Raw genomic sequence first — 15,489 nt, forward strand, 5'->3', positions numbered from 1 at the left:
AAAAAGTGCGCGCCTTTTGGGGCCGCGCACTTTTTGTTTAGCGTGATGTAAGGAGTGGCGTTGTTTCTTTACACTTCTGCTCTCGTCGCCCGAGCCGCGTGAAGCTTCTTATAGCTTTCTATCAAGCGCTGGTGGCGTTCCAGGCCTTCTAGCCGCATGTTGGTGGGCGTTAGGCCATGGAAGCGCACGGAGCCTTCCACCGAGCCAACAACGGCTGCCATGGTCTCTTCGCCAAACATGCGCTGGAAGTTGGGCAGATAATCATCCAGCTCCAGCTCGTCATCCAGGGCGATTTCCAGCACCGCGTTCACCGCTTGATAGAACAGGCCACGCTCGACGGTGTTGTCGTTGTACTGGAGGAACATCTGCACGCAGTCCAGCGCCTCTTCATGACGCTGCAGCGCCAGATAGACCAGCAGCTTCAGCTCCAGAATGGTCAACTGCCCCCACACGGTGTTTTCATCAAATTCGATACCGATCAAGGTGATGATATCGGTGTGATCGTCCATCTGGCTGTCTTCCAGGCGCTCGACCAGGTCGGTGAGTTGGTCGTCATCCAGGCGGTGCAGGTTGAGAATATCCTCGCGGTAATCCAGCGCCTTGTTGGTGTTGTCCCAGATCAGATCCTCGATGGGATAAACCTCGGAGTAGCCTGGCACCAGAATACGACACACCGGCGCGCCCAAGTCCTCGTGAACCGCCATATACACTTCCGCGCCCAGCTCTTCAAAGATACCAAACAGCGTCTCGGCTTCCTCCTCGTTGCTACCGGAGAAGTCCCACTCGCTGAATTCAAAGTCGGGCTTGGCGCTAAAGAAACGCCAGGAAACCACGCCTACCGAGTCGATAAAGTGTTCAACAAAGTTATTCGGCTCAGCCACGGTTTGTGAGTTGAAGGTCGGCAGCGGCAGATCGTTCAGGCCCTCGAAGCTACGGCCCTGGAGCAGCTCGGTCAGGCTGCGCTCCAGCGCCACTTCAAAGCTTGGGTGGGCGCCAAAGGAGGCAAACACACCGCCGGTGCGCGGGTTCATCAAGGTCACGCACATGACCGGGAACTGCCCGCCCATGGAGGCATCCTTGACCAGCACCGGAAACCCCTGGGCTTCCAGAGCGTTAATACCCTCGACTATGCTTGGGTACTTGGCTAACACCTCCTGGGGCACATCCGGCAGAGCCAACTCCTGCTCGAGGATTTCACGCTTGACCGCCCGCTCGAAAATTTCCGAGAGGCACTGCACCTGGGCTTCCACCAGGGTATTGCCCGCGCTCATGCCGTTACTGAGGAACAGGTTTTCGATCAGGTTGGAGGGGAAGTAGACTGTTTCGCCGTCGGATTGACGCACATAGGGCAGCGAGACAATACCGCGGTCTTCACGACCCGAGTTGGTATCAATGAGGTGGGAGCCGCATAGTTCGCCTTCCGGGTTATAGATCGCAAGGCAGTGCTCGTCGAGAATCTCCGCGGGCAGCTCGTCATTCGGCCCCGGCTTGAACCACTTCTCATTGGGGTAATGAACAAACTCACTGTTCGCAATCTCTTCGCCGAAGAACTGATCGTTGTAGAAAAAGTTACAGCTCAGGCGCTCGATGAACTCGCCCAGCGCCGAACACAGCGCGCTCTCCTTGGTGGCGCCTTTGCCGTTGGTAAAACACATCGGCGAGGCCGCATCACGAATATGCAGCGACCACACGTGAGGCACGATATTGCGCCAGGAGGCGATCTCGATCTTCATGCCCAGATCAGCGAAAATCGCGCTCATGTTGGCAATGGTCTGTTCCAGCGGCAGGTCCTTGCCTTCGATGTAGGTGCGGCTGCCTTCCGGCGCCCCCATCAGCAATGCCTGGGCGTCTTCGTCGATGTTCTCGACCACCTCGATCTGAAACTCGGGGCCGGTCTGGACGACTTTTTTCACCGTACATCGGTCGATGGAACGCAGCATGCCTTCGCGATCCTTGTCGGAGATATCTTCCGGCAGTTCGACCTGGATCTTGAAAATCTGCTTATAGCGGTTTTCCGGGTCGACAATGTTATTTTGCGACAGGCGGATGTTTTCGGTGGGAATGTTCCGCGCGTTGCAGTACACCTTGACGAAGTAGGCGGCGCACATGGCCGATGAGGCCAGAAAGTAGTCAAAAGGACCTGGGGCCGAGCCGTCGCCCTTGTAGCGAATCGGCTGGTCGGAGGTGACCGTAAAATCGTCGAACTTGGCCTCCAGGCGGAGGTTGTCGAGGTAGTTGACTTTGATTTCCATGAGCGGGTGTCCGGGGTAATGAGTGTGCCTGGGCGGTTAAATACATGAGCCGGTCGGCGAATGGCCGCCATTATCCAGTTTTTCACCCGCTTCGTCTTGGGGAGTCTCGCGAATCGCCTATTCCGTAGCGTTAACAAGTAGAATGCGCGCTCGCCGGGGGATAATCGCAAACTGCGGGTGGCGCTCAGCCATGAGCGCGGGCCGAGCGCGCAATATCTAGTCCCCTTTTTAGCAACCCGATATCCAGGCATGATGGCGCAACGACAACTCACGGGAACCCACCATTATGAAAGCGATCGCCTTTACCCAAAGCCTGCCCATTGATCACCCCGATGCGCTGCAGACTATCGACTTACCCACCCCAGCCCCGGAAGCCCACGATATTCGCGTTGCAGTGAGCGCCATTTCCGTTAACCCCGTTGATGCCAAAGTGCGTAGTAGCGCCCTGCCGGAAGTCGGCGAGCCGCGCGTGCTGGGCTATGATGCGGTGGGCATCGTCGATGCCGTAGGGAGTGCGGTTAGCCGTTTGCAGCCGGGCGACCGGGTGTGGTACGCGGGCAACGTTGCCCGCCAGGGCTCTAACGCCGAGTTTCAACTGGTCGATGAGCGCATCGCCAGCCTGGCGCCGAAAAGCCTCTCGGACAATCAAGCCGCTGCGCTTCCACTAACTGCGATTACCGCCTGGGAACTGCTGTTTGATCGCCTGGAACTGGGAATGCGCAACACCCAAGGCAAAAGCCTGTTGGTGATTGGCGCAGCAGGCGGCGTGGGCTCAATTCTGGTGCAACTTGCCAAACAGCTCACCGATATTACCGTCATCGGGACAGCGTCTCGGCCCGAAAGCCAGGCCTGGGTGAAGTCGCTAGGCGCCGACGCGGTGATTAATCACCACCAGCCACTTGATCAAGAGCTTAAGGCGGCGGGCTTTGACGGGGTGGATATGGTGATCAGCCTTAATCAAACCGATCACCACTTCGAGGCCATAATTGAAGCCCTTAACCCCCAGGGCAAATTGGCACTGATTGATGACCCTGAACTGATCGATGTGCGGAAGCTCAAGATGAAGAGTCTTTCACTGCATTGGGAACTGATGTTTACCCGCCCGTTATTCACCACTGACGACATTGCCAAGCAGCACGATCTGCTCACAGAAGTGGCGGCCATGGTCGATGATGGAAGGCTAACAACCACCTTAGGCAAGGTGTTAGGCCCCATTAACGCTGAGAATCTAAAACGCGCGCACGCCCTTATTGAGAGCAACAGTACGATTGGCAAACTGGTCTTGGAAGGTTTTTAAACAAAAGATTGATTAATGGGCGCGACGGCCCTAGTACGTGGCCGTTGCACTCTGAAGTGTGAGCCATCACATTAGGCAGCCACGACACTAAGAGAATCGAGTCACCCCATGCATGACGATTTTGTGGCCAACCTGCGCCTGCTCTGCAGCTACTACCCGTCCATTGCTGAAGTTTGTCGGCGTTTGGCGATCAATCGTGCTCAGTTTAACCGCTACCTGAGTGGGCGCTATCGACCCAGCCATGCGGCGCTTCAGCGCATTTGCCACTTTTTTGGTGTCACCACCGGTGATATTGCCCTTTCCCACTCTGATTTTCGTGCTCTGGTCCAAACCGGACAGCTCAACAGGGAAGACCCAACCACATTGCCATGGCCTAACGCACTGATTCAGCGTGGCCGCGAAGGCATGGAGCGCTATATCGGCCGCTACTTTGAGCTTTATCGCTCGATGTCGCGGCCGGGGCTGTTAATGCGGACCCTGGTTTGCCTGGAAGCACGGGAGGGCGGCGTGGTCTATCAGCGCACCGAGCGGATGCAGACCCTGCCTGGCGCCCGCTCGTGCCACAACCGCTATGTAGGCACCGCGGTCAAGCTTGCTGATCGGCTCTTTTTGGTCGACCACGAAACGCTCAACGGTCATGAAATCACCCAGACGATTCTGTTTCCGAGCTTTCAGAGTCAGGTGACGCGTTTGACTGGCTTGAAAATGGGCGTGGCGGATAATAGCGAACGCATGCCCTGCTGTGTGCGGGTGGTGTATCAGCGCCTGGATGAGCAGGTCAGCCTGCGCGAAGCGCTGGCACAGTGCGGCTTGATAAACCCGGAAGACCCTTCCCTGGATGACGCCCTGATCGCTGCCACTCAAAACGATGTGGCAGCTGATGAGCATCACTTCAGAGCCAGGCATTAATCGTCAGAAACCAGCACCTGTTGAAACAGAATCGTCTCAAACTGCTCCATCGGCTCGACAGACTTGAGCGTTTTAGCCCGCAGAATCGCGCCTTCCCAGCCGGAAAGAATAAAGCTGGCCAGGTTATCGGCAGGCAAGGCCGTGCTGAGTTCGCCGGCCTTTTGAGCGTCCTGCAGGCAAGCGACAAAATACTGTTCCCAGCGCTGGAAAACGCGATCCAGAGCGTCGCGAAAGGTATCGCTTTGCCCGGAAAGCTCCTGCCCAAGGTTGCCAATCAGGCAGCCGGTCGCATGATTGCAATCGCACATATGCTCACGACCCGCCGCAAAATAGCGCCTGAGCCGCTCAAGCGCAGGTAGGGTGGTGTCTCCCAGAAGCTCGGCAAGCTGTGCGTCATAGGCCGTCGCAAACTGATCGATCACCGCCAGACCAAACGCCTCTTTGCTCGAGAAATAGTGGTAAAACGACCCCTTCGGCACGCCGCAGGTTTTTAAAACGGCATTGATGCCCGTGGCATTATAGCCGTGCTGGCCAATCAGTTCGGCACCGGTCTCAATGAGCTTGTCGCGCGTAGCGGTATTTTTCATATCATCAAAAGTAGACCAGTCAGTCTATTGTTAGCAAATAAAGTGTCAGCCAAGTAGCCTTGAGCCACGTTGCGACAAGATGGGCGCTGCGCGGGGCGAGTTGCACGCAATTTACACATTGCTTACCTAATCGCTGCGTGACACAGGGTGATGCTAGCATGATACGCCCCAATAGCTCTAAGTTTCGATTTCGGCCAATGGATAACCCGCGACCATGACAGATCATCAACCTCCCTCACCATCACAGCATGGTCGCATTCGGCCAAGCGCGGTGGTCGCGCTGTTTGTTTTGATAGGGGGGGCGGCACTGGCATGGTGGATCGTCACTCAGCCCCCGCGTATCGAACGCCAGCCCCCACCCGAACCGACGCCACCCCTGGTCGATGTGGTCAGCGTATCATCCACCGCACGTTCTCCTGATCTGCAGGGCTTTGGCCGCGTTGAGGCCGAGCAGGAAGCCATGCTCGCCAGCCGGGTCGCCGGTCAGCTCGAACGGTTTGCCAAAGGCGTGGTGCCTGGACAGGTGGTCGAACAGGATACACCCGTCGCGTACATCGACCAGGCTGACCTGAAGTTGACGCTGGAAGATGCCGAGGCTCAGCTAGCCGATGCCCAGGCGCAGTTGGCACTTGAACAGGCAGAGCAGCAACGCGCCCGCAGTGAGTATGAGTCTTTCGGACGCCAGCTTTCCGCCGAACGCCGCGCCTTGGTCCTCCGCGAGCCCCAGTTGCGCCAGGCTCAGGCGCTGGTTGCCCAGGCCCGCGTTGCCCGCGACCAGGCCGCGCTTAACCTGGACCGAGCCACCCTGCGTTCGCCCTGGCAGGCGATGGTACAGGAGCGCCTGGTCGGCGCGGGCAGCCTGCTGAGCCAGGGCACCGAGGTGTTGCATCTGGTGGGCGTCGAGCAGTTCTGGGTGCGCGCCTCGCTGCCAGGCGAATGGCTTGACTGGCTCCAGGAAGGCAGCCGTGTCAGCTTGTCGAGCAGCGGCTGGCCTGCAGACGCGCAGCGCCATGGAACACTGGTGTCCATTCTTCCCGCGCTGGAAGAAAACGGCCTGCAGGCGCAGCTACTGATTGCCGTTGATGACCCGCTGGCGCTTAACACCGAAGGCCCGGCTCTGCGCTTGGGTGATGTGCTGCGCGTCTCGTTTGCCACCAGCCCCCGGCCTGACCTCATCGCCCTGCCCTCCGCCGCGCTGCGGCCGGGCGAACAGGTGTGGTGGGTCGACGATGATGACCGCCTGCAGCGTAGTCACGTCACCCTGGCCTATCGCGGCCAGGATCAGGCATTGGTCAGCAGCGGCCTGGCCGACGGCCGACGCGTCGTGACAGCGGGGTTGGCCCAGCCCAGGGAAGGTCAGCGCGTTCGTATCCGACAACGCGGCGACATACCCTCGGGCGACAACGGGGGTGACAGCTGATGCTGCGTAAAGGCCCCCTGGCGTGGATGGTCGACCATGGCGTTGCCCCGAACCTGTTGATGGTCCTGTTCATTGTCGGCGGGCTCATGGCGTCGCTGGCAATCAAGAAGGAGATCTTCCCGGAATTTGAAACCGAGGTGGTCCAGGTCACCATCAGCTACCCGGGTGCCACGCCGGAAGATATCGAACAGAGCCTGCTGCTGCCCGTTGAAGCAGCGATCTCCGACGTCGAAGGCATCGATGAACTGACATCCAGCGCCAGCGAGGGTAGCGCCAATATCAGCGCCACTCTGGTGGATGGCATCGACGTGATGCGCGCCTATCAGGATATTCAGCAGTCGGTTAACGCGATCACGACACTGCCCAACGCCGCTGACCCGCCCCGCTTCACCCTGGCCGGTCGTGCGCGAAGCGTATTGAGCCTGCAGGTTTACGGTCAGGCCGACCTGGGCACGCTCCACGATGCCGCGGAAAACGTCCGCGCCGAACTACAGGCCACCGACGGCCTTTCCCGTGCCGAGCTATCGGGGAATCGCGCCCGGGAAATCCAGGTGCTGCTGGATGATGAAGCCATTGAACGCTACGGCCTGGATCACCAGGCGCTTGCCAATGTGATTGGTGAGGAAGCGCTGGACCTGGCCAGCGGCCAGTTGACCACCAACGAAGGTGAATGGCTGGTGCGCTACCAGGGGCGACGAAACAGCGCCGCTGCCTTCGCCGAGCTGCCGGTTCTCACCAGTACCCAGGGTATGCCCATTCGACTTGGCGATATCGCCGAGGTCCGCGAGGGCTTTGCCGAGACCGACCGTGAGGAGTTTTATAACGGCCAACCCGGCCTTTCGGTGGACGTCTACCAGATTGGCGACCAAACGCCGACCAGCATTTCAGAAGCCGTCAACGGCGAGCTTGAGCGCCTGCGTGCCGGGCTACCCGAAGGTGTCAGCCTGGATATTTCCCGGGACAGCTCGGCTGTCTACGAAGACCGATTGAGCCTGCTGCTGAAAAACGCCTGGATGGGTCTGGCGTTGGTCCTGGTATTAATGGCGCTGTTTTTGGAAGCGCGCTTGGCCTTCTGGGTCACGCTTGGCATTCCCACGGCATTTCTGGGCGCGATGCTATTCCTACCCTGGATCGGCGTGTCGCTGAACATGATATCGATGTTCGCGTTTATCATCGCACTGGGCATTGTGGTCGACGATGCCATCATGGTGGGTGAAAACATCTACAGCTACCGTGAAGAGGGCTATTCGCTGCGCGATGCAGCGGTCAAGGGCGCCCGGGAAATCGCCACGCCACTGACCTTTGCGATTCTTTCCAACATCGTCGCCTTCCTACCGCTGCTGTTCTTGCCCGGCTTCCTGGGGCTGATTTTTGCGACCGTCCCGGTAGTGGTCATCACCGTCTTTCTGATTTCCTGGGCCGAAGCGCTGTTCATTCTGCCCGCGCACCTGGCCCATAGCCGTAAACCCCGCCAGACACCCACCTGGCAACGCCCGCTGGAAGCCTTGCGTCAACGCATGCAAGGCGGGCTTCATCACTTTACCTATCATCAGTTCGAGCCCTTTTTGCAGCGGGCGCTCAATGTCCGCTGGCTGACCGTCGCACTGGGAATCGTCATCTTGCTGGTGACGCTTGCCTGGAGCATGAGCGGACGCCTTGGCTTCTCGCTGATGCCTCGGGTCGAGTCCGATGAGGTCGAGGCCAGCGTGACACTGCCCATTGGAAGCCATATCAGCGTTAGCCGCGAGCTCAGCCAACAGCTATTGGATGCTGGCGATCGACTGAGTCAACGCGAGGCGTCTCTGCACTTCAGCAGCACCCATACCCGCTTGGACGGTGAAAGCCTGCAGGTAGAATTGGAGATTGCGCCAGACAGCCTTGAGGATTGGCCGCCTTCGCGAGTTGCCAGGGAGTGGCGCGAGCTAACCGGCGACTTGCTGGGCGCTCAGTCGGTGCGCTTTGCTTCGGATGCAGGCGGGCCCGGTAGCGGTGCGGCGCTCAGCTTACGCCTGTCACACCCTGACACCCAGGTGCTCGAAGAAGCGGCCAACCAGTTGGCCGACTCACTAAGCAACTACGGCTTGATCGATATCGACAGCGGCCTGGGCGATGGCAAACCGCAACTTGAAATGCGCCTTTCCTCCGAAGGCCGTTCGCTGGGCCTTAGCGGCAGCGACCTGGCCCAGGCCCTGCGCGGCCCCCTGCAGGGGGCCACGGCCCTGGAACAGTTTGTCGGGCGCAGCGAAGTCAGCGTCGAGGTACGCCTGCCCGAAGAAAACCGCAATAGTCTGAACGAACTCTACCGCCTGCCGGTGCGCACGCCCGACGGCCTCAGCGTGCCGCTTTCCCGGGTTGCGGATATCTCGCTGAGCCAGGCCTCCAGCGGCCTTGAGCGGATTAATGGTCGGCGGGTTATCACCGTCACGGCGGATGCCGAGGACGACCTCCCCATCAACCAGGTGCTCGCCACCCTACAGACGGATATTTTCCCCGACCTGGAAGCCAACTGGCCGGGGCTTGAGGTCACCCTGGGCGGGCGCCAGCAGGATACCGCCGATAACCTCGCGACGTTGCGCACCTCCATGTGGCTGATGATTGCCGCACTTTATGCATTGTTGGCGATCCCTTTCAAAAGCTATCTGCAACCGCTACTGGTGATGGCCGCGATCCCCTTTGGTATCGTCGGGGCGATTGGCGGGCATATGCTGATGGGCTTCGGACTGTCGATCATCAGCCTGCTCGGCATGCTGGCACTCTCCGGCGTGGTGATTAACGACGCCCTGGTGCTGATCGATTATGCCAACCGCAAGCGGGGCGAGGGCATGGCGGCGCGTGAAGCCATCGTCACCGCCGCCACCCGTCGGCTGCGCCCCATCATGATGACCACTCTGACCACGTTTTTGGGGCTGGCGCCGATGATTCTGGAGACGTCCCGGCAGGCGCGCTTCATGATTCCCATGGCGATCTCGCTGGGCTTTGGCATGCTTTTCGCCACGCTGATTCTGCTGATTCTGGTGCCGTGCCTCTACCTGAGCCTCGAGAATCTGCGCGAGCGGTCACGCACCCCGCCACAGCCGCATTCGGCAGGAGCTAGCTAATGTCGTTGATCTCGTTGCGCACACCCCTGGGGCGCTTTCGCTGGCGCTTCTCGCGGCTAGGGCTGAAGTTGTTCCTGATCATCCTGAGCGTCAATGTGGCGATTTCCACTGGCGCCTTTCTGGCCGTCTCGTACAGCATCGACCGAGGCTTTCTTGAGTATCTTAATCAGGCTCAGGAGCGCCGGGCCACCTTGCTGGCCGACAGCCTGGTCACGCGCTGGCAGCCCCGGCAAAGCTGGGCATGGCTCGAGCGCTCACCGGAACGCTGGCCGATGGTCGTGCGTCACGCCCTGGGTCAGGAGCACCGCGACCGCCCTAGCCCACTCGGCGAGGCACAGGACTTTGTGCTGCGCGATGCCGATGAACGTTTTGTGATACCCCCCCACAATGCCAGTCAGAGCAACTGGCACTGGCTCACGCTACGCAGCGATGACGAAGAGATCGGCGAACTGGGGTTTCGCCCGCCCCAACAAGTCATGGAGCGCATGGAAAACCGCTTCCTGGAACGTCAGCAGCGCAATCTGATGATTATCGTTCTCTCGCTGGGTGTCGCCTCCTTGTTACTGGCCGGGGGACTTTCCTGGTGGCTGGGTCGACGCACGCGGGCGCTCGCCACTGCCACCCGGCGCTTGACCGAAGGTGATTACTTAAGCCGCCTGCCTGAGCGTGGCCGTGACGAACTTTCGCTTTTAGCCCGCGATTTCAACGTATTGGCAGCCACCCTGGAGGCAAGTCGCAACGCCCGTGCCCGCTGGGTCTCCGACACCGCCCATGAGCTCCGCACCCCGCTGGCGGTGTTGCGCGGTGAAATTGAAGCCATGCAGGATGGCATTCGTCCGCTGAACCAGGAGAGCCTTGGGTCCCTCGGCCAGGAAGTGGATCAGCTTGAACGGCTGGTCGCCGATCTGCGTCTGCTTTCGCAAAGCGATGCTGGCGCGCTGGATATCCAGTTGGCGCCAATGAACCTAAGCGATGCCTTGGCGGGACGTCTGGACGATGCCGAACGCTGGCTGAACGACAGCGACATGAGCCTGACCCGGCAGATCGCCCCCGATATCATGATTCGCGGCGATGCCCAGCGCCTGCGCCAACTATGGGATAACCTGATGGATAACAGCTGCGCCTATACCAGCGCCCCGGGCTCACTCAACGTCACCCTGACCCAGGACGGGAACGAGGCCGTGGTCAGCTGGCAAGACAGCGCGCCAGGGGTGCCCGATAGCGAACTTGCGCGCCTCACTGAACGGTTGTATCGGGTCGAAGGCTCGCGCAGCCGTTCAAGCGGCGGCAGCGGCCTGGGCCTGTCGATCGCCAGCGCCCTGGTGCACGCCCATGGCGGCAGCCTTTCGGCATCTCATTCGACGCTGGGTGGATTATGCTGGACACTTCGCTTCCCGTTGCTGAACACCGATAATTAATCCGGTCCTTTTTCTTAAAGCGAGCTTGCCCATGATGGATAATGCCTCTTTACTGGTCGTGGAAGACGAACCCAAAATTGCCCGCCTGATGGCAGACTACCTGACCACCCATGGCTTCGAGGTGACCACCCTCGACCACGGCGACCATGTGATGCCGTGGCTTGACCAGCAGACCCCCAGCCTTATCCTGCTCGACCTGATGCTGCCCGGCAAAGACGGCCTGACGCTGTGCCGCGAAATTCGCCACCAGTGGCCGCATATCGCCATTATCATGGTGACCGCCAAGGTCGAGGAGGTGGATCGCCTGCTGGGGCTTGAACTGGGCGCCGACGACTACATGTGCAAGCCGTTCAGCCCGCGCGAAGTGGTTGCCCGTGTCAAGGCGGTACTGCGGCGAAGCCAGGCGGCGGCCGACAATACCCCGCAAGCGGCGAGCAAGGCGCTGGTAACGCTTGATGAAGACGGCTGGCAAGCGCTGGCACAGGGTCACGACCTCGGGCTGACCGCCGTGGAGTTTCAGCTGTTGCGGGTGATGATGCAGGCACCGGGGCGTATCTTCAGCCGCGAGCAGCTGATGGACCACATGTACCGGGACAACCGGATCGTTTCGGAGCGCACCGTGGACAGCCACATCAAGAAGCTGCGCAAGAAAATCCACGAAGCGCTCCCCGAGCAGGAGATTATCCGCTCGGTGTACGGGGTCGGCTACAAGTACCAGCCGGAAGGTTAGCGGCCAGTACGCCTCAGGGGGAAACCTGGTCGTTGAGGAACGCAATCCCCGCCTCTATCGCGCCACCGCGCAGCAGAAAGCTGGCGAAATGGCCACGCCCATGCAGCAGGTAGAGCTCGCTTTCAACGCCGTTGTCGACCAGCGTTTGATAAAAGTCTTCCGCATGGTCGACCGGCACTAACTGATCCCAGGTGCCGTGAAAGAGAAAAAACGGCGGCGCGTCCGGCGTTATCTGGCGCTCGGGGGAAGCGAGACGGTAAGCCTGATTTTTTTCAGCGCGGGTACCACCGATAAAGTCGACCACCAAGCGCCCGTCATCAAATTTGAGCAGATCGCTGGGCAGGCCACCGGCCAGCACGGCGGCTAAGCGGCTCTGCTCCCCTCCGTAGGGCTCCGCCAGCGGCCCTTCCGATCCTGCCAGTGCCAGCAAGCTCACCAAGTGCGCGCCGGATGAAAAGCCTACGCCCACGATGCGCTGCGTATCTACTTGCCACTCATCCGCGTTGGTGTGTATCCAGGCCATCGCCTGCTGCAGGTCATGCAACTGGGCGGGAAACTGGTAGCTCGGCGCAAAGCGGTGCTCGATATTCACCGCCACATAACCCTGCGCAGCCAGCTGCTCGGCAATCCCCCGCATATCTTCAGGGCCACGATTGCGCCACCCCCCACCGTGGACAATCAGCGCTGCGGGGCGACGGCTCCGGTTAGGTGACGCTGGTAAAAAGACCTCGGCGTTGAGCGCTTCAGGCCATGCATCAGGCGTATAGGGGGTGGGCGGAAGGCGCTGGTAGGACAACGCCTGATGGGTATCTTCGTCAGCGCTACTGGCAGGCTCACCTTGGCTGGCAAGATGCGTTACACCGCAGCCGCTCAACAGCAACGCCAAGGCACTCACGGCACTGCAACGTCGTAAGCAAGACCACCGCGATATATTCAACACAGCATTTCTCCTTGAACGATCCCCTGCCCCCTCAGCGAGCCTACCAAGATCACGATTATTGCACACTCCCTGCAAAGGGTTTGCACCCGGCCGGACAATACTTATAGCGTCAACCCACCAGGAGATACGTCATGACCCTTTCACTTCGTCAATTCGTTGCCCCGGCGCTGTTCGCCGCCGCCTTATTGCCATTGGCCGCGACCGCCCAGGCGGATCATCACGACGGCGAGAAACCTCACCATGACCGCGAGCGCATGGAAGAGAGAATGGAAGAGCACCGTCAGGACGTTTATGAACGTGCGGAGCTCAGCGAGGATAAGCAGCAAGCACTGAACGAGGCCCACGAAACATTTCGTGATGAAATGAAAGACGTTCGCGACGCTCACCAAACGCGTATGAACGAGATTCTGACCGAGGACGAGCAGGAAGCGCTGCGCAACGCCATGCACGAGGCCCGTGAAGAATACCGCCAAGGCCGCGGCAAACGTCATCATGGTGACGAAGACGATAGCCAATAAGCGCGTTTATGTCATCGCCAATACGCTTAATGCCCGGTTCTGCCGGGCATTTCTATTTCTAGCCTGACCATGTAGCGCGCTTGACCACCCAGGCTCGCCCTTGGTGCCAGTCAACGAAGCAATACGGGGAACTGAAACACAGACTTGAAGGCAAAGGGTAAAGCGCGTATTTTATTTGAACGTTCATTCAAAATAAAATTGCTTGATCGCTATTCCATTATTGTCTAACAACAGGAGTCCGCCTCCATGGCGAAAGACAACCCCGTTCTACCCTCCCGAGACCGCCTCAACCCCGTGGTATTCCACGGTAGCGTGGCAGGCATTGTGGTCTTTCTGGTACTGACCATGCTCTTCACCGAGCAGGCCGGTGCCTTTTTCGATGCTGGCCTTGCCTGGGTGAGCAAAACCTTTGGCTGGTATTACATGCTGGCGATTGTCGCGTACCTGGTATTCGTCGCGCTGATTGGCATGTCGCGCTACGGCAGCATTCGGCTGGGGCCTGACCATTCACGACCGGAGTTTTCCCTCTTGTCGTGGTCGGCCATGCTGTTTGCCGCGGGTATCGGTATCGATCTGCTGTTCTTCAGCGTTGCCGAGCCGGTTGCCCACTATTTGGCGCCACCGGATCTGACCCCTGAAAGCCAGGCCGCCATGCGTAATGCCGTCGTTCAAACCTATCTGCACTGGGGGCTCTCCGGCTGGGGACTCTACGTGTTGATGGGTATGGCGCTGGCTTACTTCAGCTACCGCCACCGCCTGCCGTTGGCAATTCGCAGCGCTCTCTATCCCATACTGGGCAAGCGCATCCATGGTCCTATCGGTAACGCGGTTGATATTACCGCGGTGATTTCCACCGTGTTCGGTATCGCGACCAGCCTGGGCATTGGCGTCATGCAGCTCAACTACGGCCTGAACTACATGTTCGACGTGCCGGAAACCCTCACCGTGCAGATCATCCTGATTGTGCTGGTCGTGGTGTTAGCGACGATTTCCGTGGTCACTGGCGTTGAGAAAGGTATCCGCCGACTCTCCGAATTCAACATGCTGTTGGCACTGGCGTTGATGCTGTTTGTGCTGTTTTCCGGCGATACGCTGATGCTGCTGGATAAAGTGGTCAACAACGCAGGTGATTACCTGTCCGGGTTTGTGGCCGCCAGTTTCAACACCTATGCGTTTGACGGTGAAGGCGCTCAAGAATGGAAAATGTGGTGGACGATCTTCTTCTGGGGCTGGTGGATTGCCTGGACGCCGTTTGTCGGCCTGTTTCTGGCGCGTATTTCACGTGGCCGCACCATTCGTGAGTTTGTTGCCGGTGCGCTGTTTATCCCGCTGGCTTTCATGATGGTATGGATGTCGATCTTCGGCAACAGCGGTATCGAACTCGTCGCCAACCAGGGCATCACGGAGCTTGGCGAACAGGCACTCAATACGCCGCAAACCACCCTCTACACCCTGCTTGAATACTATCCGTACGTCGGCATTACAGCGGCTGTGGTCACTATCCTGGGGATTGTATTCTTTATTACCTCGGCAGACTCCGGCGCGCTGGTATTGGCCAACTTTACGTCCATTCTCAGCGACGTGAACCACGACGCGCCGATCAAGCTGCGGATTTTCTGGTCAGCCATCATTGGCCTGATCACCATTGCGCTGCTGATGGCAGGCGGCCTGAACGCGCTGCAAAGTGCCGTGGTGATTACCGCTCTGCCGTTCTCACTGGTGATTTTTGCCATCATGGTGGGCATGGTCAAAGCCCTGAAGCTTGAAGGCAGCAAGGCCGATGCACGCCGCATGATTGCCGGCGGCGCCTCCGGAGGTGACTGGCGCGAGCGCCTTGACCGGGCGCTGGACACGTCCAACCGTGCAGGTGCGGCGGCCACCATCGAGCACTCGATTCGTCCGGCCATGACGCAGTTTGCCCAGGAGCTTGAGAGCCGTGGCCAGACCGCTAACGTCAGCGAAGAGCAGCTGGAGGGCGAATCACTGCCCAAGTTGATGCTGCAGGTCGACTTTGGCGACGCCACCAGTTTTGTCTACCAGGTATGCCCGCACCGCATGCGGACGCCAAGCTTCATCCCGGCGGACGACGACTTCTACGTGCGGCTGGATGTCTTCCTTGCCGAAGGCGGTCAGGATAAAGACCTCAACGGCTATACCCGTGGTCAGGTGATTGGCGATCTGGTGAGCGAGTACGAGCGCCACCTGCACTTCCTCACCCTGGCCGGTGAGCAGATGGGCCACGTGCAGGCAATGCCCGGCACCATCGGCGAACCGCCGGAAGACTCCCAGATGTAACGCCGCGAGCGTTTAAGCCAACAGA

11 protein-coding genes are annotated in these 15,489 nt (G+C 59.4%); 8 read left to right on the forward strand and 3 right to left on the reverse strand.

Going from position 1 to position 15,489, the window contains the following annotated elements:
• Positions 1 to 68 precede the first annotated feature (68 nt).
• Positions 69 to 2,252: an OsmC domain/YcaO domain-containing protein gene (locus ADS46_RS18060; RefSeq protein WP_066322544.1), complete on the reverse strand. Its 2,184-nt coding sequence runs from the start codon at positions 2,250 to 2,252 to the stop codon at positions 69 to 71.
• A 286-nt stretch (positions 2,253 to 2,538) separates the two neighbouring features.
• Between ADS46_RS18060 and ADS46_RS18065 the strand changes: the two genes are divergently transcribed.
• A complete protein-coding gene (locus ADS46_RS18065) occupies positions 2,539 to 3,549 on the forward strand; it encodes a zinc-binding alcohol dehydrogenase family protein (RefSeq protein WP_066322545.1) in 1,011 nt (336 codons plus the stop codon).
• A 108-nt stretch (positions 3,550 to 3,657) separates the two neighbouring features.
• Positions 3,658 to 4,458 carry a helix-turn-helix domain-containing protein gene (locus ADS46_RS18070; protein WP_066322551.1) on the forward strand — a complete coding sequence of 267 codons (801 nt, stop codon included), beginning with the start codon at positions 3,658 to 3,660 and terminating at the stop codon, positions 4,456 to 4,458.
• On the opposite strand, the gene ADS46_RS18075 is transcribed toward ADS46_RS18070, so the two are convergent.
• A complete protein-coding gene (locus ADS46_RS18075) occupies positions 4,455 to 5,045 on the reverse strand; it encodes a TetR/AcrR family transcriptional regulator (protein WP_066322552.1) in 591 nt (196 codons plus the stop codon). The genes ADS46_RS18070 and ADS46_RS18075 overlap by 4 nt on opposite strands.
• 214 nt (positions 5,046 to 5,259) lie before the next feature.
• On the opposite strand from ADS46_RS18075, the gene ADS46_RS18080 reads away from it, so the two are divergent.
• From ADS46_RS18080 to ADS46_RS18095, 4 genes are read left to right on the forward strand one after another with little or no spacing between them, the layout of a single operon-like run.
• Positions 5,260 to 6,465, forward strand: coding sequence for an efflux RND transporter periplasmic adaptor subunit (locus ADS46_RS18080; RefSeq protein ID WP_066322553.1), 1,206 nt, complete (start codon positions 5,260 to 5,262; stop codon positions 6,463 to 6,465).
• On the forward strand, positions 6,465 to 9,563 hold the full coding sequence (locus ADS46_RS18085) for an efflux RND transporter permease subunit (protein WP_066322554.1): 3,099 nt from the start codon (positions 6,465 to 6,467) through the stop codon (positions 9,561 to 9,563). Before ADS46_RS18080 ends, ADS46_RS18085 begins: the two co-directional genes overlap by 1 nt.
• Positions 9,563 to 10,981 (forward strand): ATP-binding protein, encoded by a 1,419-nt coding sequence (locus ADS46_RS18090; RefSeq protein WP_199825264.1) that lies wholly within the window; start codon positions 9,563 to 9,565, stop codon positions 10,979 to 10,981. The genes ADS46_RS18085 and ADS46_RS18090 overlap by 1 nt, the downstream gene beginning before the upstream one ends.
• Positions 10,982 to 11,012: 31 nt before the next feature.
• Entirely contained in the window at positions 11,013 to 11,711 is a 699-nt protein-coding gene (locus ADS46_RS18095; protein ID WP_066322555.1) for a response regulator, read from the forward strand.
• 13 nt (positions 11,712 to 11,724) lie between these two features.
• On the opposite strand, the gene ADS46_RS18100 is transcribed toward ADS46_RS18095, so the two are convergent.
• Positions 11,725 to 12,651 carry an alpha/beta hydrolase gene (locus ADS46_RS18100; RefSeq protein WP_066322557.1) on the reverse strand — a complete coding sequence of 309 codons (927 nt, stop codon included), beginning with the start codon at positions 12,649 to 12,651 and terminating at the stop codon, positions 11,725 to 11,727.
• A 131-nt stretch (positions 12,652 to 12,782) separates the two neighbouring features.
• On the opposite strand from ADS46_RS18100, the gene ADS46_RS18105 reads away from it, so the two are divergent.
• Entirely contained in the window at positions 12,783 to 13,169 is a 387-nt protein-coding gene (locus ADS46_RS18105) for a hypothetical protein (RefSeq protein ID WP_066322558.1), read from the forward strand.
• 246 nt (positions 13,170 to 13,415) lie between these two features.
• Complete coding sequence (betT, locus tag ADS46_RS18110; RefSeq protein WP_066322559.1) at positions 13,416 to 15,464, forward strand: choline BCCT transporter BetT; 2,049 nt, start codon at positions 13,416 to 13,418, stop codon at positions 15,462 to 15,464.
• Positions 15,465 to 15,489: the final 25 nt, after the last annotated feature.

Origin of the sequence: Halomonas sp. G11 (assembly GCF_001663515.1) — a bacterium.
Taxonomy (GTDB): domain Bacteria; phylum Pseudomonadota; class Gammaproteobacteria; order Pseudomonadales; family Halomonadaceae; genus Vreelandella.

Bases quoted from the DNA above. Each gene is read 5' to 3' on its own strand.
- ADS46_RS18060 (WP_066322544.1), bottom strand. From the start codon at position 2,252: ATGGAAATCAAAGTCAACTACCTCGACAACCTCCGCCTGGAGGCCAAG.
- betT (WP_066322559.1), top strand. From the start codon at position 13,416: ATGGCGAAAGACAACCCCGTTCTACCCTCCCGAGACCGCCTCAACCCC.
- ADS46_RS18080 (WP_066322553.1), top strand. From the start codon at position 5,260: ATGACAGATCATCAACCTCCCTCACCATCACAGCATGGTCGCATTCGG.
- ADS46_RS18090 (WP_199825264.1), top strand. From the start codon at position 9,563: ATGTCGTTGATCTCGTTGCGCACACCCCTGGGGCGCTTTCGCTGGCGC.
- ADS46_RS18065 (WP_066322545.1), top strand. From the start codon at position 2,539: ATGAAAGCGATCGCCTTTACCCAAAGCCTGCCCATTGATCACCCCGAT.
- ADS46_RS18105 (WP_066322558.1), top strand. From the start codon at position 12,783: ATGACCCTTTCACTTCGTCAATTCGTTGCCCCGGCGCTGTTCGCCGCC.
- ADS46_RS18085 (WP_066322554.1), top strand. From the start codon at position 6,465: ATGCTGCGTAAAGGCCCCCTGGCGTGGATGGTCGACCATGGCGTTGCC.
- ADS46_RS18075 (WP_066322552.1), bottom strand. From the start codon at position 5,045: ATGAAAAATACCGCTACGCGCGACAAGCTCATTGAGACCGGTGCCGAA.
- ADS46_RS18070 (WP_066322551.1), top strand. From the start codon at position 3,658: ATGCATGACGATTTTGTGGCCAACCTGCGCCTGCTCTGCAGCTACTAC.
- ADS46_RS18095 (WP_066322555.1), top strand. From the start codon at position 11,013: ATGATGGATAATGCCTCTTTACTGGTCGTGGAAGACGAACCCAAAATT.